Genomic DNA, 19,247 nt, shown 5'->3' with positions numbered 1-19,247 from the left:
GGATGGTCCCCCTCCCCGTTCCGGGGAGGCCCGGATGCGCCGCCACCTCGCCGCGCTCACCCTCGCCGCACTTGCCATCCTTGCGCTGTTCCATGCCGATGCGCTGCACCTCGCGGCGCAGTGGAACAAGTCGACCTTCGCGCATTGCTGGCTGATCCCGCCGATCATAGGCTGGCTGGTGTGGAACCGCCGCAGCGCGCTTGCCCAACTTGCGCCGCAGGCCTGGGCGCCGGGACTGCTTTGGATAGCGGCGGGCGCGCTGGTGTGGCTGCTCGGGGATGCCGCCAGCATCGCGCTGTTCCGCCACGCCGGCCTCATACTGATGCTGCAGGGACTGGTGCCGACCTTGCTCGGGCCGCAGCTCACCCGCGGCCTCGCCTTCCCGATCTTCTACGCGCTGTTCCTGATTCCGTTCGGGGAGGAACTGGTGCCGCCGATGCAGTTGATCACCGCCGACATGGCGATGGCGTTGCTGCGGGTCACCGGCATTCCGGCGCATATCGACGGCATCTTCATCACCACGCCCGGCGGGCATTTCGCGGTGGCGGAGGCCTGTTCGGGGGTCAAATTCCTGGTCACGATGGCCGCGCTGTCGGTGCTTGCGGCGCATCTGTGCTTCCGTTCGTGGCAGCGGCGCGCCGTCTTCATCCTGTTCGCGCTGGCGGTGCCGGTGCTGGCCAATGGCTTTCGCGCCTATTCCACCATCTGGATGGCGGAAAACTGGGGCATGCGCTTTGCCGTCGGCGCCGATCACCTCATCTATGGCTGGATCTTCTTCGGCCTCGTCATGGCGCTGACCGGCTGGGCGGCATCGCCCTGGTTCGATCGTAATCCCGAAGACAATCCGGTCGATGCCGCGCGTATCGCTGCAATGCATGCCAGGCGCGCTGCACCGATGCTGCCGGTCGGCCTGGTCGCCCTGGCGCTCGCCAGCGCACCGCTTGCCTGGAGCCAATTCCAGAGCGCGCGGGCGGGCGAACTGCCGGCGCTTGCCGCACCCGCCATCCCCGGCTGGAGCGTGGCAGGAAATGGCGGCCCCGCCGACTGGCGCGCGCGCTTCGACGGGGCGGATCGCCGCATCGACCTGCTGCTCGATGACGGGCGCGGCGCCCCGGTCACGCTGACCCTGGTCGGCTATGCCGCGCAAGCGGAGGGGCGCGAGCTAGTCGGCTATGGACAGGGCGCGGTCGATCCCGACAGCGACTGGAAATGGGGGCAGGGGCTCGAACCGCTCGGGGCGGCGCGCGTCGACCGCATCGAAAATGCCGGGCGCGTGCGCGATGTGCTGTCCGTCTATGTCGTCGGTGGTGCGGTCACGTCCGACCCGCGCACAGTCAAGCTGCGCACCTTGCGCGCACGCCTGACCGGCAGCGACCAGCGCGCCTATGCGCTGCTGCTCTCGGCTTCGCCGGGCGAGGGGCAGGGCGGACGCGAGCGGATCGCCTCGCTGGTTCGCGCGGCGGGCGGCATCGAAATGCTCGCCCGTCGCTTGACGCCCATCCGCTAAGCAGCGAGGGCGAAACCATGTGCGGCATCGCCGGTCTTTATCACCCTGAACAGCCCCGCCCGCTGAACGAATCGCGTGTCGCGGCGATGCTGGCGGTGATGCGCCATCGCGGGCCGGACGGGGACGGGCTGTGGAGTGCGCCGGGCGTCGTCTTCGGCCATCTGCGCCTGTCGATCATCGACGTCGCAGGATCGCCGCAGCCGATGCATTCGGGCGACGGTCGATTCACCATCAGCTACAATGGCGAAGTCTATAATTATCGCGAGCTGCGCCATGAGCTGGCCGCGCTCGGCCATGTCTTCCGTACCGAAGGCGATACCGAGGTCATCCTCGCCGCCTTCGCGCAATGGGGGCCGGCCAGCCTCAGCCGCCTCGACGGCATGTTCGCCTTCGCCATCCACGATGCGCGCGACGGCAGCCTGTTCCTCGCGCGCGACCGGTTCGGCGTCAAACCGCTGCACTATGCCATGCTGCCCGATGGCAGCATCGCCTTTGCCAGCGAATTGAAGGGCCTGCTGACCCTGCCCACGCTCAGGGTGCAGGCGCAACTGACCGCGGTCGAGGATTTCATGGCCTTCGGCTATGTGCCCGATGACAATTGCATCGTCGCCGGGGTCGAGAAGCTGCCCGGCGGCCATTACCTCCACGTCACGCGCACTCGCCCGGTCCCGCGCCCGACCCGCTGGTGGGACCTCGATTTCACCCGCCGCATCACCGCCAGCGAGGGCGAGGCGGAGGAGCATCTGTTCGCGCTGCTGCGCGCCGCCGTGCGCAGCCGCATGGTTTCCGACGTGCCGCTCGGTGCCTTCCTCTCGGGCGGGGTCGACAGCAGCGCCGTCGTCGCGCTGATGGCCGAGGCGTCGCCGGCTGCGGTCAACACCTGTTCGATCGGCTTCGACGAGCAATTGCTCGACGAGACCACCTATGCCGATGTCATCGCCCGCCGTTACGCCACCGATCACCGCACCCGCATCGTCGCGTCAGACGATTTCGCGCTTGCCGATCTGGTTGCCGCGCATACCGACGAGCCGTTCGCCGATGCCTCCGCGCTGCCCACCTACCGCGTCAGCCAGCTCGCGCGGGAGGAGGTCACCGTCGCGCTCTCGGGCGACGGCGCGGATGAAGCCTTTGCCGGCTACCGCCGCCTCGTCTTCCAGCATCAGGAAGAGCGTATCCGTGGTTTCATTCCCTCGGGCCTGCGCCGCTCGCTGCTCGGCCCGCTGGCGCGGGCCTGGCCGCAGATGGACTGGGCACCGCGCCCGTTGCGCGCCAAGGCCACGCTGACCAGTCTCGCGCGCTCGGGCGAGGAGGCCTATGCGCTGGGTATCGGCATTTCGGGGCCGGACATGCGCGCCACCCTCTACAGCGACGCCACCCGCGCTGCGCTTGCCGGTTACGCGGCCGAGGAGCGCTGGTGGACGACCATGCGCAATGCCCCCGCCGCCGAACCGCTCGACCGCGCCCAATATGCCGACATGATGATCGCGCTGCCCGGCGACATCCTCACCAAGGTCGACCGGATGAGCATGGCGGTCAGCCTGGAGGCTCGCGAGCCGTTGCTCGACCATCATCTCGTCGAATTCGCCGCGACCCTGCCCGCCGCCATGCGCGTGCGTGGTGGCACCGGCAAATGGCTGATGAAGAAAAGCCTCGAACGCAGCCTGCCGCGCGACATCCTCTACCGCCCGAAAATGGGCTTCGTCACCCCCATCAGCCGCTGGTTCCGCGGGCCATTGGCCGCCGAAGCCCGCGCTCTCGCTGCCAGCCCGACGCTGGCCGCCACCGGCTGGTTCGACATGAAAGCCATCGACCGGCTGGTCGCTGCGCATCAATCGGGCAGACATGATTACGGCCGCCAGATCTGGCAGTTCTTCATGCTTGAGAAGAGCTTGAAGCGCGTGTTCGGACTCTAGCACCAGCACCTCTCCCCTTGCGGGAGAGGATAGCGAAGGTTGCCAGCTTGCTGGCTACCGAAGCTTGGAGAGGGGGGCGGTTTGCGCTGTCGTCGGGGGTCAACCGCTCCCCTCACCAAGACTTGCTAGGCGCTTCGCGCCAAGCCAAGTCTATCCTCTCCCGCAAGCGGGAGAGGTGCTTACGCGTACCGCGCCCCGACGAAATACAGCCCATCCGGCGGTGCATTGAAGCCCAGCGCCTGCCGGTCGCGCGCCTCCAGCGCTTGCCCCAAGTCCGCTGCCGTCCATTGCCCGCGCCCGACCATCGCCAGGCAGCCGACCATCGATCGCACCTGATGGTGCAGGAACGATCGTGCCTCCGCGCGCACCATCACCCGGTCGCCAGCGCGCTTCACGTCCAGCACGTCGAGTGTCTTCACCGGCGACGCCGACTGGCACTGCACCGAGCGGAAGGTGGTGAAATCGTGCAGGCCAACGAGGCTCTGCGCGGCATCGTGCATCGCACTCACATCCAGCTCCGCCGGTACCCGCCACGCCAGCCCCTTTTCCAGGGTGAGCGGGGCGCGGCGGTTGATGATCAGATAGTCGTAGACGCGGCCGACGCAGCTGTGCCGCGCGTGGAAATCCTCCCCCACCACGCTGCACGCGATCACTGCCACCGGATCGGGCAGAATCACTGCATTGATCGCCTCCATCAGCCGGAACGGCGGCAGCTCCTTGGCGATATCGACATGCACCGGCATCGCCCGCGCATGCACGCCCGCATCGGTGCGCCCGGCGGTGAAGGCGATCACTTCTTCTCCGGTGATCTGCTTGCACGCTCGCTCCAGCGCCTCCTGCACGCTCGGCCCATGCGCCTGCCGCTGCCAGCCCATGAACGGCCGCCCGTCCCACTCCAATGTCAGCCGGTAGCGGGGCATCAGCTCAGCCGCGTCCCCACGGGAACCGCAAAGCCGCGCAGCAAGTCCTCCGCGCGCATCGTGCCGCGCCCGGCCCGCTGCACCGTGACGCAACGCAGCGCCCCGGGATTGCAGGCGATGGTCAGCGCATCGTCGAGGACGGTGCCGGGGCGTTCGGGCGTGTCAGCGGGAGCCAGCACCTCCGCGCTCAACAGCTTCACCCGCTCCCCCGCCACATCGAACCACGCACCCGGAACCGGCGCAAATGCCCGAACCATCCGTTCGACCTGCACCGCCGACAAATTCCAGTCTATCCGTGCCTCGTCCTTCAAAATCTTGGGCGCATAGATCACGCCCTCCTCAGGCTGAGCCACCGCCGGATGCGCGGCCAAATCCGAAAGCACCTGCACCATCAGCTCTGCGCCCAGCGCCGCCAGCTCGTCGGTCAGCTCGCCGGCGGTCTTTCCCGCGATTGCCGTCCGCCCTTCCAGCCGCACCGGACCGGTGTCGAGCCCCGCTTCCATCTGCATGATGCCGACGCCGGTCTCCCGGTCCCCTGCCAGGATCGCGCGCTGCACCGGTGCCGCCCCGCGCCAGCGCGGCAGCAGCGAGCCATGCACGTTGAGACACCCGTGCCGCGGCGCATCGAGCACCGCCTGCGGCAGGATCAGCCCATAGGCGGCAACCACCGCGACATCTGCCGAGAGCGCGGCAAAATCCGCCTGTTCCTCCGCCGATTTCAGCCGCACCGGCGTGCGCACCGGCAAGCCCAGCGCCGCCGCCCGCGCATGCACCGCCGACAGCGTCTCCCGCTTGCCTCGATGCGCCGGACGCGGCGGCTGCGTGTAGACGCACGCAATTTCATGCCCCGCCGCTACCAGCGCGTCGAGCGTAGGCACGGCAAAGGCCGGCGTCCCCATGAAGATGATCCGCATGGCGCGCCTTTAGGGGAGGGGGGCGGGGGCGTGCAAGGTCCTCCCCGGAACGGGGAGGGGGACCAGCGTAGCTGGTGGAGGGGCCTTCTCCGGCAGGCACAATCGCACGACACTACGCCATGCGGCCTGTGCCCCTCCACCATCCTGCGGATGGTCCCCCTCCCCGTTCCGGGGAGGACCTTATTGCACTGCCCCCGCTCCCCCCCTATCCCCCCCGCATGGCCTCCGCCGATATCGAAGCCCTCGTCCAGCAACTCGCCCGCCTCCCCGGTCTCGGCCCGCGCAGCGCGCGGCGCGCGGTGCTCCACCTCATCAAGCGCCGGGAGACGGCAATGGCCCCGCTGCTGGCCGCGCTCACCCGCGTCAACGAAACGCTGGTCACCTGCAGCATCTGCGGCAATGTCGATACCGCCGATCCATGCGGCATCTGCGCCGATCCGCGCCGCGATCCGCGCGCGCTGTGCGTGGTGGAGGAAGTCGCCGACCTCTGGGCGCTGGATCGCTCGCGGCTTTTCCCTGGCAAATATCACGTCCTCGGCGGCAAACTCTCGGCGCTGGACGGCGTCACCCCGAACGACCTTGCCATCGAATCCCTCGTCCGCCGCGTCGCTGCGGGCGGCATCGACGAGGTGGTGCTGGCGATGAACGCGACGCTCGAAGGCCAGACCACCGCGCATTACATCACCGACCGGCTCGAAGGCCTGCCCATCCGGCTCACCCAGCTGGCGCACGGCCTGCCGGTAGGCGGAGAGCTGGACTATCTCGACGAGGGCACGCTGGCACAGGCGCTGCGCGCGCGGCGGCCGGTCGCCTGAAACGTCCTCCCGCCTGCGGGAGAAGGGGAGCGCGCTTCAAGGAAACAGGCCCAACCCGCCGGTCAGTCCACCGGGTCGACGCCGGGCGGCATATAGCCCACCTCGATGCGCAATCCGTCGGGGTCGCGGAAGAAGACGGCCTTGTGCTCGCCGAACGACTGCACTTCGGAGGCGAAATGCCCCGCCGCAAGCATTGTCTCGCGAATATGCTCGACCGTCGCCAGGTCGGGCGCGGCAAAGCCGGCATGGTTCAGCCCGGCACCATAGCGTTCATAGGCGCGCGTCTCGGGCTTGGCTTCGCCGAACTGGAAGAACAGCCCGGCATCGTTGGTCCACACATGCGCACGCGTGCGGCGCATGCCCAGCATCGGCAGCAGTGTCTCGTAAAAGGGCATGACCCGCTCGAAGCTGCTGACCAGCAGCGTGAGGTGATCGAGGGGGAAAGCGGCAATGGTCATCGGCCCGCTCCTGTGTACCATGCGCTACATGGTGCACCCCCGACCCGCACGCCGCAAACGAAGTTTTGCTTGGGAGCGTGAAGGCGCTGCTACAGCTTGCCCACGTTAGTGTCGGCGCACATGCAACTGAGCTCAATCGACGATTTTGTGGGCGGGCGACGGCGAGCGCACCCTGATTACCGATGATGATTTGCAGCGGATGTATTCTGGTTCGCTCGTCACTGGCGCCAAGCGGCATAGGCTGTGGGGCTGCAATCCGGCCCAAGATCCAGCGGGGCGCAACCGTCGGCTGACCCCGCTGGACGTTTCCAGACCTAGCCGGTTCTAGGCGTCACGGGTTTTCGCTCACCTCACGCGGGCAGGGGAACGGAATCAGGAAAGGGTAGCCGTTGCCGCCGATGTCGATGTAGCATTTGTCACCGATGCGGATGTATCCGGTCTCGGCATTTGCGGCAACTGGTGCAGAAAGCGCTGTCATCGCGACAGTCAACATAACAGGCAGAGCAAATCGCTTCTTCATCGTTCCGACTCCTATTTGGTGACCCGAGACATTTCGACGATAAGTATACACTGTGGCGAGTCAAGTTTATTTGGGAAATAAATGATTAACCATTACTCATTCGCTGAAAGTAAAATTTGTGCTGGCGAACCGGCCGGTATTTTGCTGGTGTCATCGCAAATCCTCCCCCCTTGACCCCCGCCCCCAGCCGCCATACCTCGCACCCATGGCCATTCTCCCGATCATAGAGACCCCGGACCCGCGTCTGCGCGTCATTTCCAAGCCGGTCGAGACGTTCGATGCCGCGCTGAAAACCCTCATCGCCGACATGTATGAGACGATGTACGACGCGCCCGGCATCGGCCTCGCTGCGATCCAGGTCGGCGTCGACAAGCGCATCCTCGTCATCGACTTGCAGGAGCCGGATCCTGAGGATCCGGAGGGCAAGCGCGTCATCCGCACCCCGCGCACCTTCATCAACCCGATCTTCTCGGAATTTTCGGAAGAGCATAGCGTCTATTCCGAAGGCTGCCTGTCGGTGCCCGAACAATATGCCGACGTCACCCGCCCAGCCGAGCTGACCGTCGACTGGCAGGACGAGGACGGCAAGCCGCACCGCGAGCGCATGAGCGGCCTGATGGCGACCTGCATCCAGCACGAGCATGACCATCTCGAAGGCATCCTCTTCATCGACCATCTGTCGAAGCTGAAACGCGACATGGTGCTGAAGAAACTCAGCAAAATGCGCCGCGCCGCCTGACCACCCCTCCCGCTTGCAGGAGGGACTTGGGGTGGGCATGCACGCGCAAATGCACCCAGGTGCCAGCGAAAAATCTCGAACCATCCCCAAACTGAAAAGAGTTCACGCAGAGGCGCTAAGGCGCAGAGGCGTTGTACCAACCCGCGAAGCGGCCTCATCGATCCGACGCAGCGGAACACACATCACTTTCATCGTGAAAGCGGCTGCGCCGCCGAGCGCCACATCCCTCCGCGCCTTTGCGCCTCTGCGTGAAATTCTTCTTCCTTCCCCTTCGCCGTGCTGTCTTGTGAGACGATAATCCAAACCCCTCAGTACACGCATCAATCGCCACACCCCAAGGCAACCAACCCCCACCCCCCACGTTCTCCCCCGCAGTCAAATGGGGGAGCGCAGATGCCCAATATTGCCACACTCGAAACCTTCGCCCGGCTCGGCTTTGCCGCGCGTGGGGTGATGTATTGCCTTATCGGCTGGATTGCGCTGCGCACCGGCACCAGTGCCGACGGGCAGGCGGCGCTCGACTGGCTGGCCTCCGGCACCGGCGGCATCGTTGTCGCGGCCATGGCGCTGGGCTTCGCCGGCTATGGCCTGTGGCGCATTGCCGAAGCCGCCATGGATAGCGAAGGCCATGGCAGCGATGCGAAAGGCTATTCGGTGCGGACCGGCGGCGTGGTCAGCGGTCTCGTCCATCTCACGCTCGCGCTTTACGCCATGCGCCTGTTCTGGACGAAAGATGGCGGCGCGTCGGGCGGCGCCAGTGCAGACATGGGCGCGCAGGCGGCGATGGATCTGCCCGGCGGCACCACGCTGATCCTGCTCGCGGCCATCGCCATCGTCGGCACCGGTCTCTACCAGTTCGCCAAGGCGATCCGGCTCGGCTTCCTCAAGCAGATGGACCCGGCGGTGGCGCGGCAGGGCTGGCTGCGTTGGGTCGGCCGGGCGGGTTATGCCGCGCGCGGCGCCACCTTCCTGATGATCGGCTGGTTGCTGCTGAGGGTGTGGCAGACCGAAAATGCCGGTGCCGCCGGTGGCATCGCCCAGGCGCTCGACGCGCTGCCGCGCGGCCTGTTCCTGCCCGTAGCGCTCGGCCTCGGTCTGTTCGGGCTCTTCAGCTTCGCCGAGGCACGCTATCGCCGCATCACCGACCCCAAAGTGATCGAACGCTTGAAGCGCGCGGTGGGTTAGCCTGCCAAAAGACCGATAAGAGGAAATTGGTTCACGCAGAGGCGCGGAGGCGCGGAGAGGCGTTGCGCTTGGCGGCGCAGCCGCTTCGTTATGCCAATGATGCGTTTGACGTGGCGGTGGATGGATGAAGCCGCTTCGCGGAAATGCGCAATCTCCTCCTCTGCGCCTCCGCGCCTCTGCGTGAACTAATTTCTTCTTCGCATCGCGCACGCGTGTTCGACCCCGATTTCCAACCCGCCACCGCAAAGCCACCACCCAAATCGAGCACCCCCTTCCACCCCAACCACGTTCCAGCTATGTTCCGAGGCTACGCGCCGCATCGCAGGCGGAGCAGGGAGCTAGCGCATAGTGGAAACCGGCCTCATCATCATCGGCGCCCTTCTCGCGCTCGCCGTCGGGGCCCTGGTGGGCTGGCTGGTCGGCGGGCGTGGCGCCGCCGCGTTCAAGGCCGAGCGGGACGGTGCGGCGGCCGAGCGCGACCAGCATCTTGCCAATTTCAAGAAGGCTGCACTCGATCTGGAAGCGGCCAGCCGCGAGCGGGAAGCGCATGCGCTGGAGCTCGCCGCGCTGCGCGCCACCCGCGATGCCGACAGTCGTGCCCATGCCGCGCAGGTCGCGGCGCTGACCGAGGCCCGCGACGCGCTCTCCGCCCAGTTTCAGGAGGTCGCCGCCAAGCTGCTCGATCGGGCCCAGAACCAGTTCATCGAGGTCGCCGGCAGCCAGTTCAAGCAATCGGAACAGGCGGCCAGCGCGCGGCTGGCGCAGTTGCTGGCGCCCGTCAACGAACGGCTGCAACGCTATGAAACCGCTGTTGAAAAGGTGGAGAGGGAGCGGCAGGCGGCGTTCGGCAACCTTTCCGGCCTGTTGGAATCGTTGCGCGTCTCGAACGAAGGGGTCAAGGCAGAGGCTGCGCGCCTCTCCAACTCGCTGCGCAATGCCCCCAAGGCGCGCGGCCGCTGGGGTGAACAGCAATTGCGCAACGTGCTCGAAAGCTGCGGGCTCAGCGAATATGCCGATTTCCAGACCGAGGTCAGCGTCGGGCTGGAGGATGGCGGGCGGCTGCGCCCCGATGTCATTGTCCGCGTGCCCGGCGGGCAGAGCCTGGTCATCGATGCCAAGGTTTCGCTCAACGCCTATCAGGATGCGTTCAATGCGGAGGATGAGGGCGCGCGCCAGTCGGGCCTGATCGCCCATGCCAACTCGTTGAAAACGCACATCAACAGCCTGGGTAACAAGGCCTATTGGACGCAGTTCGATACCGCGCCCGAATATGTCATCCTGTTCATTCCCGGTGAACATTTCCTCGCCGCCGCACTGGAAACCGATGCCAGCCTGTGGGACTTCGCGTTCGACAAGCGCGTGCTGCTGGCGACGCCGACCAACCTCATCGCCATCGCCCGCACCGTCGCGGCGGTGTGGCGGCAGGAACGGGTGGTCGAACAGGCCAGGGAAATCGCGGCGCTCGGCAAGGAACTGTACGCGCGCATCAGCGTGATGGGCGCGCATGTCTCGCGCGTCGGCAAGAATCTCGACACCGCAGTCAGCGCCTACAACAGCTTTGTCGGCAGCCTCGAATCGCAGGTGCTGACCTCCGCTCGCCGCTTCGACGCGCTCGACATCGACACCGCCGGCAAGACCATCGATCCGCCGCCGATGATCGACACCGCCATCCGTCAGCAGACCAAGCTGATCGCGGCGGCGGAAGCAGATGTCTCGCCAGAACCTCCCCGCAACGGGGAGGGGGACCGCAAAGCGGTGGAGGGGTAGCGAGCGCAGCGAGCGTGCGGGCTAGAGAGCAAGGGCAGGCGCTCGCGTTGCTCGCCCCCCTCCGTCTTGCCTGCGGCAAGCCACCTTCCCGTGCCGGGGAGGTCCTCAGACGCTCCGCTCCAGCACCATCGTCGCTCCGCCATTACCCGTCAGCACCATCCGCCCCCGCGCATCGAAGCTGAGCCCCAGCGACTGGCGGAACAGCTCCAGCACCCGCGCCTCCTGTGCCATCAGCTCGGGCGCGCACGCCATCCGCGTCGCCGCGACCTGCGCGACGGTCAGCCGCGTCCCGTCGCTGGTGAAGCTGCCGTTCAACCGGTTGCACCCGGCGCTGCCGCTGATCCGCCCGCCCTCGAACCGGAACCCCATGTCGCGACCCGCCACCGGTTCGCGCCCGTCGATGGAGAGGATGCGCCACGCCGTCCCGTCGAGTTCGGCCGGCGGCAAGACCCGCCCGCCGCATCCCCGGAGGTCGCGTCCGTCGACTTGCACCAGCACGGTGTCGGCATAACGCCGGTCGCTCATCCCGTCGCTGCAGGGCGTCGCGGTGATGTCCACGGTGATGCGCGGCGTCACATAGCGCCGCCCGTTGAAACTCGGCCGCGCGCCGGGATTGGCGACGCGCACCACCCGGTTCTGTGCATCATTATACGCAATCCGCGCATCGGTGATCTCCACCGACCAGAAGGGCTCGGTCCCCAGCGCCAGATAGGCGTCGCCGCTCGGCACTCCCGGCGGCGCATCGCCAGCGGGGATGGTGGCACACGCCGGCAGCAAGGCGAGGGCGGCGAGGGCAGGGAAGAGCTTGGTCATGTACCAGCATTATCAGCGCCCGGCTGTGCAGGGAATGAACGAGACCAGATCCGGATCTGAGCTACCGCCCCTGCTTGTCGAGCACCCGATAGGCCATCACTGCGGTGGCCACGGCTGCATTCAGGCTGTCGGCCTTGCCCAGCATCGCCATCTTGACCCGGATGTCGCACGCCGCCTCATAGTCCGCCGGCAGCCCGCGTGCTTCATTGCCCACCAGAATGAATGTGGGCGCGGGATAATCTGGCGCGCGATAATCGACCGTGCCGGGCGCCAGCGACGTGCCGACCAGCACGCCCGGGCCGTCGCGCAGCCAGGCCAGGAACTCCGGCCAGCGCGCCGTGGCGAGGGTCTGGGTGAATAGCGCGCCCATGCTCGCGCGCACCGTCTCGACCGAGAAGGGATCGACGCAATCGTCGATCAATATCACCCCGCCGGCGCCGACGGCATCGCCGGTGCGCAGGATGGTGCCCAGATTGCCGGGATCGCGCATCGCCTGCACCACCAGCCAGATCGGTGCTTTGTTCCGGTCGACATGCGCCAGCGGCACCAGCCGGTCCCGATAGAGGCCGATCACCGTCTGCGGATTGTCCTTGCCGGACAGGCGGGAAAGGATGTCGGCGCTGGTTGCCACCACCTCTCCGCCGGCCGCCAGCGTCGCGGCAAACAGGGCCTCGGCAAGCGGATGACTGTCCCGGTCCGCGGCGTAGAACAATTGTTCGGGCAGCACGCCAGCCTCTCGCGCCTCGGTCAGGATGCGCAGGCCTTCGGCCAGGAACAGGCCCTCGGCGCGGCGATGCTTCTTGTCGCGCAGGCTCTTTGCCCGCTTGATCGCCGGATTTGAGTGACTTTCGATCAGCCGGTGGCCGCGCGCGTTGCGCTCCATCGCCCGGCTCAATCCTCGCCGAAACTGTCTTTGACGAGGCCTGCGAGCTTGATCAGCGCCTGCTCGGCGCCTTCGCCGGAGGTGTGGATGGTGATCGAATCGCCCTTGGCCGCGCCGAGCATCATCAGCCCCATGATCGACAGGCCGTTGACGCGGTTGCCGTCCTTCTCGACCTCGACCTTCACCGTCTCGGGCAGGGCGGCGACAAAGTTGACGAACTTGGCGCTGGCGCGCGCATGCAGCCCGCGCTGGTTGGTGATGGCGACGGTCTCGCTGAGGCTGTTGAGCTGATGGCTCATGCCGTCGTCCCCAGCAGATCGGAGGCGACGGAGATATATTTTTGCCCGGCTTCGCGCGCCGCCTTCACCGCCTCGCGCACGCCCATCGTCCGTCGGGCGGACTCAAGCCGGATCAACATCGGCAGGTTGATGCCGGCGATCACTTCGACGCTGCCCGGTTCCATCAGCGAGATGGCGAGATTGGATGGAGTGCCGCCGAACAGATCAGTTAGCAGGATAACGCCCTGTCCGCCGCGCACCGACTCGATGGCGGCGCCAATTTCGGCGCGGCGCGCCTCCATATCGTCGTTGGGGCCGATGCAGACGGTGGCGATGGCGCGTTGCGGGCCGACGACATGTTCCATCGCCACCTTGAATTCCTCGGCGAGACGGCCGTGGGTGACGAGAACGAGGCCGATGGCCGGGGCGGGGGATGCTGGCATAAGGCGTGCCGCTTTAGGGCGAAGGACGCCGTCCCTCAAGCGACTCTTGAGGCTGGCTGCTCAGGTTTCTGTGAATTACGTTCGGATTGTGCCCGAGCGTGCGCAAAAAGCTGCCGATCCGCTCGGCGACATGCACCGATCGATGCCGCCCGCCGGTGCAGCCGATGGCGATGGTGACATAGCTTTTACCCTCCGCCCGATAGCGCGGGATCAGCGTTTCGAGCAGGCTTTCGATCTTGGCCAGCGCCTCGTCATAAGCCGGATCGGTGCGGATATGGTCCGCCACCGCCTGATCGAGCCCGGTGCCAGGCCGCAACGCCTCCACCCAATGCGGGTTTTTGAGGAAGCGCATGTCGAACACCAGATCGGCATTGCGCGGCAGGCCACGAGCGAAACCGAAGCTCATCACATTGACGATCGGGCCCGAGCGGTCACCCAGCGAAAAACGCGATCGTATTTCCTGCTGCAGATCGTTGCTGGTGCAGGTGGTGGTATCGATCAGATGGTCGGCCCAGCGGCGCAGAGGTTCCATCATCTCGCGTTCGCGTGCGATGCCATCGGCAGCGGGCCGGTCCTCGGCGAGCGGGTGGCGGCGGCGCGTTTCCGAATAGCGCCGGTCGAGTTCCGTGCCGGCACAGTCGAGATAGAGGGTGGCAATGCTAACGCCGTCGGTCTCGCGCAGCCGCTTGATTGATCGGACCACGGCTTCGGCGGAAAAGCCGCGGGTGCGACTGTCGATACCCAGCGCCAATGGCCGCTCACCGCCTTCGCCGCCATCCCCAGGCGTCGCCAGCAGAGGTCGCAACAGGCGGATCGGCAGATTGTCGACCGCTTCCCAGCCGAGATCCTGCAAGGCCCGCAGCGCCGTCGACATGCCCGCGCCGGACAGGCCGGTGACCAGCATGATGGTCTGGCGCGGCGACGACTCGGCGGGTGCGGGCGGAGACATGACGCTTGTTTAATGACCCCAGCGGTCGAGAGCCAGCAGCAGCATGTCGGTTGCGGCAGCGGTATCGAGCGGCAGCGCGACCTGCGGCAGCCACAGGCCGTCGATAGGGCCGAAGCGATCGACCGCCGCCTCCCGATCGCGGCGCCGCGCAGCCGGATCGCCCGTGACGACCAGCGACGCCGGCGTAGCGCCGGCCGTCTGCACTGGAACGCTGCCGATGCCGGACACGCGCAAGCGGCTGGCGGCTTGTGCAAGCGGTTCGGCAATCAGGCCCCCCCCCTGCGCGGTAAGGGTGATGCCGTCATCGCCGATCAGCGACGCGCCATGACGCAGCATGCGCAGCGCCAGTCCGGTCTTGCCGCAACCCGGCGGCCCGATCAGCAGGATTGCGCGGTCGGCGATGGCGATGGCGGTCGCCTGGACAAAGGCCATGGCGCTCAGCGATCCGAACCGGCGGCTGCCGGCAGCCGGATCTCGAAGCAGGCGCCTTGGCTTGCGCCCTCGCGATCCACGGCGCGGATTTGCCCGTCGTGCGCCTCGATGATGGCGCGGGCGATGGCGAGGCCAAGGCCGCTGTGCTGGGCAAAGCCTTCGCTTTCGGGCCTGACCGAGTGAAAGCGGCGGAAGATCAGTTCGCGCTGGTCATCGGGCACGCCCGGCCCGTCATCTTCGACGCGCACGATGATCGCCTCGTCCGCGCAGGTGGCGGAGATCCGGACCACGCCGCCCGGCGGGGAAAAGGATATCGCGTTGTCGAGCAGGTTTTCGAACACGCGGACCAGCCGTGATGGCTCGCCCATGATCCTGGCCGTGCCGGCTCGGGGCCGGGCGAAGGCAATTGCCGGTGCACCATCGCGCGCCCGCGCCCGCCGCGCCTCCAGTATCGGCTCGATAAGCTGCCCGATGTCTATGGGGACGAAGCGGGTGCGCGACAGCTCGGCATCGATCCGCGATGCCTCGGAGATATCGGTGATCAGTCGGTCGAGCCGGCGGACATCGTCCTGCGCGACATCCATCAACTGCCGCCGCAGCGCCGGGTCCTCGATCCGTTCCAGCCCTTCGAGCGCGGACCGCAGCGAGGCGAGGGGGTTTTTGAGTTCGTGGGCGATGTCCGCCGCCAGATGCTCGCCCGCATCGATGCGCTGCCGCAGTGCCTGGGTCATGTCGCTCAGTGCGCGCGCCAGCATGCCGATCTCGTCGAGCCGGTCAGGCAGGCGTGGCACGACCACCTCCCGCGCGCGGCCCTGTCGCACGCGCACCGCAGCGCTGGCCAGCCGGCGCAGCGGACGGACGATGGTCCGGGCGAGGAACAATGAGAGCAGCACCGACAAGGCGGTAACCGCCACCAGCACCAGCCCCAGGCGGAAGCGTTCGGCGCGCACGGTGCGCGTTATGTCACGGGCATTGACGGTCAGCAGCAGGCCGGCCTGCGCATCGGGATTGGCGATGGCGACGCTCAGCATCGGCGTGCGGTCCGGCGCGAAGCGATAGGCGGTCGCCGGTTGCCCGGGCTGCCGCATCGCCTCGCGCAGCTCCGGCCAGGCGCTCGCGCTATCGACCGCAGGTTCGGCATAATCGCCGGGGAAGCGCGCGCCGACGACAAAGTCGAGCGCGCGGTCGAGACTGCGGGCGAGCTGCCGCTCCCAGCCCTGCGTGGTCGGGTCGCGCAGCATGTAGGTGGGCGGGGCGAGCGCAAAGCTGTCGAGTTCCAGCCGACCGGTGGCATCGTAGCGACGGATGCGCGTCCCCGTTTCCTGCGCAACGCGGCGGACCACCTCTGCATCGGCGGCCGGCGGTGACAGGTCCAGCGCAACGATGGCGAGCTCGGCATCATGGCTCAGGCTCAACAACCGCGTTTCGACCAGCCGGGTGCGATAGCTGTCGAGATAGAGAAAGCCCCCGACCAGCAGCAGGATGACGAAGATGTTGATCGCCAGAATGCGGGTGGTCAAAGATGCAGCGCGCTTGAGCGGCTGCGGCTCGAGCTGGACGGGCTCATTCATCTGTGAAGCGATAGCCTGCGCCATACAGCGTTTCGATGGCATCGAACGTCGCATCGACGCTGCGGAACTTGCGCCGGATGCGCTTGATATGGCTGTCGATGGTGCGGTCATCGACATAGACGTCGTCCTGATAGGCGACGTCCATCAGCTGGTTGCGGCTCTTCACCACACCGGGGCGGACGCACAATGTCTCCAGGATCATGAATTCGGTGACGGTCAGCGTGACCGGCTTGCCATCCCATTCCACCCGGTGCCGCGGCGGATCGAGCAGCAAGCGCCCGCGTACCATCGGTTCGGCGACATCCTCCTGCACCGTTTCCGGCCCGGCCCGGACCAGCTCCGCGCGGCGCAGGATGGCGCGTATGCGGGCGATCAGCAGCCGCTGCGAAAAGGGCTTGGCGATATAATCGTCGGCACCCATCGCCAGACCCAGCGCCTCGTCGAGTTCGTCGTCCTTCGATGTCAGGAAGATGACGGGGATCTGGGACCTTTCGCGCAGCCGCCGCAGCAGCTCCAGCCCGTCCATCTGCGGCATCTTGATGTCGAAGATGGCCAGGTCCGGCGGGGTGTCGAGCAGCGCCTTCAATGCCGATTCGCCATTGGTGTAGACGCGGGTGGCAAACCCCTCCGACTGCAGGGCGATCGAGACCGAGGTGAGGATGTTGCGATCGTCGTCGACGAGCGCGATGGTTGCTGTCATGCCGCGCAGATAGCCGATGCGCCACGTCATGGGCAACAGCGGCCTCGCCGTAGGCGCTTTATGGTAACCCGCCCGTTTCTGTCCTGCGGAAGACAGAAAATCCCAGTTCTCCGCCGCGCAATATTCATTTTGACCTCGCGGCCACGGCTGACTAACGGAACGGCTGACTCGCCACGCATACGAATGCGGAGCAGGTCGATTCAACCCTGAGCGGGGTGTGAGGAGAGAGAGAATGGCGCTGACGATCGGTGGAACATCATTGGCAACCAAGGCCGTGCTGTTCGAAAATCTGACGACGGCGCCGCTGGTGGAGCACGCCATCCGCAACGGCGAGGGGGTCCTGTCGAAGGACGGGCCGCTCGTCGTTGCCACAGGCCAGCACACCGGCCGCAGCGCCAACGACAAGTTCATCGTGCGCGACGCCGAGACCGAATCGACGATCTGGTGGGGCAAGACCAACAAGGGCATGGAGCCTGCCCATTTCGCCGCGCTCAAGGCCGACTTCTTCGCCGCGCTGACCGATATGGACAAGCTCTACGTCCAGCATCTGTTCGGCGGCTCGCAGCCCGAGCACCGCGTCTCGGTGCAGGTCATCACCCAGTTCGCGTGGCACAGCCAGTTCATCCGCACCATGCTGTGCCGGCCGACGGCGGCTGAGCTCGCTGCGTTCGAAACGGAATATACCATCATCGACCTGCCCGGCTTCCGCGCCGACCCCGCGCGTCACGGCACGCGCAGCGAGACGGTGATTGCGGTCAACTTCTCCGAAAAGCTGATCCTGATCGGCGGCACGGCCTATGCCGGCGAAATGAAGAAGTCGGTGTTCGGTCTGCTCAATTATCTGCTGCCGGCCAAGGGCATCATGCCGATGCACTGCTCGGCCAATATCGGTGCCGATGGCGACACGGCGGTGTTCTTCGGCCTCTCCGGCACCGGCAAGACCACGCTCAGCGCCGATGCCTCGCGGACCTTGATCGGCGATGACGAGCATGGCTGGTCGGACACCGCGGTGTTCAATTTCGAAGGCGGCTGCTACGCTAAGATGATCCGCCTTTCTGCCGAAGCCGAGCCGGAAATCTACGCCACCACCAAGCGCTTCGGCACCGTGCTGGAAAATGTAGTGATCGATCCGGCGACCCGCACCATCGACCTCGATGACGACAGCCTCGCGGAGAACAGCCGCGGCTCCTATCCGATCGATTTCATCCCGAACGCGTCGGAAAAGAATATGGGCCCGGTGCCCCGCACCATCATCATGCTGACGGCCGATGCCTATGGCGTGTTGCCCCCGATCGCGCAGTTGACCCCCGATCAGGCGATGTATCACTTCCTGTCGGGCTACACCGCGCGCGTGGCCGGTACCGAAATCGGCGTCACGGAACCCACCGCAACCTTCTCGACCTGTTTCGGCGCGCCATTCATGCCGCGCCATCCCAGCGTCTATGGCAATCTGCTCAAGGAGCGGATCGCCAAGGGCGGCGTGACATGCTGGCTGGTCAACACCGGATGGACAGGCGGCCAATATGGCGTCGGCAACCGCATGCCGATCAAGGCGACCCGCGCCTTGCTCAATGCGGCGCTCGATGGCAGCCTCGCCCAGGTCGATTTCCGCACCGATCCGAACTTCGGATTCAAGGTGCCGGTGGCGGTACCGGGCGTGGACAGCGCCATCCTCGACCCGCGCAGCACCTGGGCCGACAAGGCAGCCTATGACGCGACCGCGCAAAAGCTGGTCAGCCAGTTCATCGACAATTTCGAACAATTCGAAAGCCATGTCGATGAAGGCGTGAGACAGGCAGCGCCGAAAGCCGCTTGATCGCCCGGACCATGCAGCCGGGCACCCCATTCAGGAAGTCCCGGACATGACCGACCACCCCATCCGCCCCTTTGCCGACGACGCTGCCGTGCGCCGCGTCGGCAGCGGCTTGCTCGACCATAGCCTGCCACGCCCCGAATGGACGCATGAGGCGCATCTCGCCGCTTGCTGCTGGTTGCTGACCGAGCGTACCGACATCGATGTGCCGCGCGCGTTGCCGGACATAATTCGCAGCTACAACGTCGCGGTCGGCGGCGTGAACGACGACCGGCAGGGCTATCACGAGACGATCACCCAGCTGTACATCGCGGCGGTGCGCGCCTGGCTGGCGCGGGCGACTGAGCGGAGCCTGCTCGCGCGGGTCAATGCTTTGCTGGCGTCGGAGATCGGTCGGCGCGATTGGCCGCTGACCCTCTATTCACGCGAGCGGCTATTCTCGGTCGACGCGCGGCGGAGTCTGGTCATGCCCGATCTGGGAGACTGGCCTGCATAGGAAGCGGCAGGACTGGACCCTATGGTCCCCACGGCAACGGCGGCCTTGGTGAGAGTCGTTGCCAAGCCGCACCATGCTGGTAACAATCGGTTGCCGTTGCAGGCGTGTGCCGGACAGGCCCGGCCGCCGCG

General features: G+C 66.5%; 20 protein-coding genes. 8 read left to right on the top strand and 12 right to left on the bottom strand.

All coding sequences use genetic code 11. The features are described from left to right. Positions 1-34 precede the first annotated feature (34 nt). Both xrtA and AC0QC4_RS10040 read left to right on the top strand, forming a co-directional pair. Positions 35-1,507 carry an exosortase A gene (xrtA, locus tag AC0QC4_RS10045; protein WP_483659757.1) on the top strand — a complete coding sequence of 491 codons (1,473 nt, stop codon included), beginning with the start codon at positions 35-37 and terminating at the stop codon, positions 1,505-1,507. A gap of 17 nt (positions 1,508-1,524) precedes the next feature. After that, positions 1,525-3,420 carry an XrtA/PEP-CTERM system amidotransferase gene (locus AC0QC4_RS10040; RefSeq protein WP_483659756.1) on the top strand — a complete coding sequence of 632 codons (1,896 nt, stop codon included), beginning with the start codon at positions 1,525-1,527 and terminating at the stop codon, positions 3,418-3,420. A 179-nt stretch (positions 3,421-3,599) separates the two neighbouring features. On the opposite strand, the gene truA is transcribed toward AC0QC4_RS10040, so the two are convergent. Both truA and fmt read right to left on the bottom strand, forming a co-directional pair. Next, a complete protein-coding gene (gene truA / locus AC0QC4_RS10035) occupies positions 3,600-4,340 on the bottom strand; it encodes a tRNA pseudouridine(38-40) synthase TruA (RefSeq protein WP_483659755.1) in 741 nt (246 codons plus the stop codon). After that, positions 4,340-5,254 (bottom strand): methionyl-tRNA formyltransferase, encoded by a 915-nt coding sequence (fmt, locus tag AC0QC4_RS10030; RefSeq protein WP_483659754.1) that lies wholly within the window; start codon positions 5,252-5,254, stop codon positions 4,340-4,342. Before fmt ends, truA begins: the two co-directional genes overlap by 1 nt. Positions 5,255-5,472: 218 nt before the next feature. Between fmt and recR the strand changes: the two genes are divergently transcribed. Next, positions 5,473-6,069 (top strand): recombination mediator RecR, encoded by a 597-nt coding sequence (recR, locus tag AC0QC4_RS10025; RefSeq protein ID WP_483659753.1) that lies wholly within the window; start codon positions 5,473-5,475, stop codon positions 6,067-6,069. 62 nt (positions 6,070-6,131) lie between these two features. Here recR and AC0QC4_RS10020 read toward each other — a convergent pair whose 3' ends face one another. Together AC0QC4_RS10020 and AC0QC4_RS10015 are read right to left on the bottom strand one after the other, a co-directional pair. Then, complete coding sequence (locus tag AC0QC4_RS10020; RefSeq protein WP_483659752.1) at positions 6,132-6,527, bottom strand: VOC family protein; 396 nt, start codon at positions 6,525-6,527, stop codon at positions 6,132-6,134. A gap of 331 nt (positions 6,528-6,858) precedes the next feature. Next, positions 6,859-7,047, bottom strand: a complete 189-nt coding sequence (locus AC0QC4_RS10015; protein WP_483659751.1) for a hypothetical protein — start codon at positions 7,045-7,047, stop codon at positions 6,859-6,861. A 205-nt stretch (positions 7,048-7,252) separates the two neighbouring features. Here AC0QC4_RS10015 and def point away from each other — a divergent pair, with 205 nt between their 5' ends. The 3 genes from def to AC0QC4_RS10000 all read left to right on the top strand — a co-directional run bounded on the left by def (position 7,253) and on the right by AC0QC4_RS10000 (position 10,738). Further along, entirely contained in the window at positions 7,253-7,786 is a 534-nt protein-coding gene (def, locus tag AC0QC4_RS10010) for a peptide deformylase (RefSeq protein ID WP_483659750.1), read from the top strand. A 393-nt stretch (positions 7,787-8,179) separates the two neighbouring features. Then, entirely contained in the window at positions 8,180-8,971 is a 792-nt protein-coding gene (locus AC0QC4_RS10005; protein ID WP_483659749.1) for a DUF1206 domain-containing protein, read from the top strand. A gap of 348 nt (positions 8,972-9,319) precedes the next feature. Beyond that, positions 9,320-10,738 carry a DNA recombination protein RmuC gene (locus AC0QC4_RS10000; protein WP_483659748.1) on the top strand — a complete coding sequence of 473 codons (1,419 nt, stop codon included), beginning with the start codon at positions 9,320-9,322 and terminating at the stop codon, positions 10,736-10,738. Positions 10,739-10,843: 105 nt separating this feature from the next. On the opposite strand, the gene AC0QC4_RS09995 is transcribed toward AC0QC4_RS10000, so the two are convergent. The 8 genes from AC0QC4_RS09995 to AC0QC4_RS09960 all read right to left on the bottom strand — a co-directional run bounded on the left by AC0QC4_RS09995 (position 10,844) and on the right by AC0QC4_RS09960 (position 16,807). Next, entirely contained in the window at positions 10,844-11,551 is a 708-nt protein-coding gene (locus AC0QC4_RS09995) for an META domain-containing protein (RefSeq protein WP_483659747.1), read from the bottom strand. 61 nt (positions 11,552-11,612) lie between these two features. After that, a complete protein-coding gene (locus tag AC0QC4_RS09990) occupies positions 11,613-12,434 on the bottom strand; it encodes a TrmH family RNA methyltransferase (RefSeq protein ID WP_483659746.1) in 822 nt (273 codons plus the stop codon). 8 nt (positions 12,435-12,442) lie between these two features. Beyond that, positions 12,443-12,733, bottom strand: coding sequence for an HPr family phosphocarrier protein (locus AC0QC4_RS09985; protein ID WP_483659745.1), 291 nt, complete (start codon positions 12,731-12,733; stop codon positions 12,443-12,445). Further along, entirely contained in the window at positions 12,730-13,155 is a 426-nt protein-coding gene (locus tag AC0QC4_RS09980; protein ID WP_483659744.1) for a PTS sugar transporter subunit IIA, read from the bottom strand. The genes AC0QC4_RS09985 and AC0QC4_RS09980 overlap by 4 nt, the downstream gene beginning before the upstream one ends. A gap of 13 nt (positions 13,156-13,168) precedes the next feature. Then, positions 13,169-14,104, bottom strand: coding sequence for an RNase adapter RapZ (gene rapZ, locus AC0QC4_RS09975; protein ID WP_483659743.1), 936 nt, complete (start codon positions 14,102-14,104; stop codon positions 13,169-13,171). Between the two features lie 9 nt (positions 14,105-14,113). Beyond that, positions 14,114-14,536: a phosphoenolpyruvate carboxykinase (ATP) gene (locus AC0QC4_RS09970; protein WP_483659742.1), complete on the bottom strand. Its 423-nt coding sequence runs from the start codon at positions 14,534-14,536 to the stop codon at positions 14,114-14,116. A gap of 5 nt (positions 14,537-14,541) precedes the next feature. Continuing rightward, a complete protein-coding gene (locus AC0QC4_RS09965) occupies positions 14,542-16,107 on the bottom strand; it encodes a stimulus-sensing domain-containing protein (protein WP_483659741.1) in 1,566 nt (521 codons plus the stop codon). Further along, the gene (locus tag AC0QC4_RS09960; protein ID WP_483659899.1) at positions 16,100-16,807 is read right to left on the bottom strand and encodes a response regulator; all 708 of its coding nucleotides are present in this window, start codon (positions 16,805-16,807) and stop codon (positions 16,100-16,102) included. The genes AC0QC4_RS09965 and AC0QC4_RS09960 overlap by 8 nt, the downstream gene beginning before the upstream one ends. 232 nt (positions 16,808-17,039) lie before the next feature. On the opposite strand from AC0QC4_RS09960, the gene AC0QC4_RS09955 reads away from it, so the two are divergent. After that, positions 17,040-18,623, top strand: coding sequence for a phosphoenolpyruvate carboxykinase (locus tag AC0QC4_RS09955; protein ID WP_483659740.1), 1,584 nt, complete (start codon positions 17,040-17,042; stop codon positions 18,621-18,623). 46 nt (positions 18,624-18,669) lie between these two features. Beyond that, a complete protein-coding gene (locus tag AC0QC4_RS09950; protein WP_483659739.1) occupies positions 18,670-19,116 on the top strand; it encodes a hypothetical protein in 447 nt (148 codons plus the stop codon). Positions 19,117-19,247 lie beyond the last annotated feature (131 nt).

It is taken from the genome of Sphingomonas sp. jy18, from assembly GCF_056931895.1.
The sequence above is the reverse complement of the archived record's forward strand: the minus strand, read 5'-3'. Positions and strand labels throughout refer to the sequence as shown.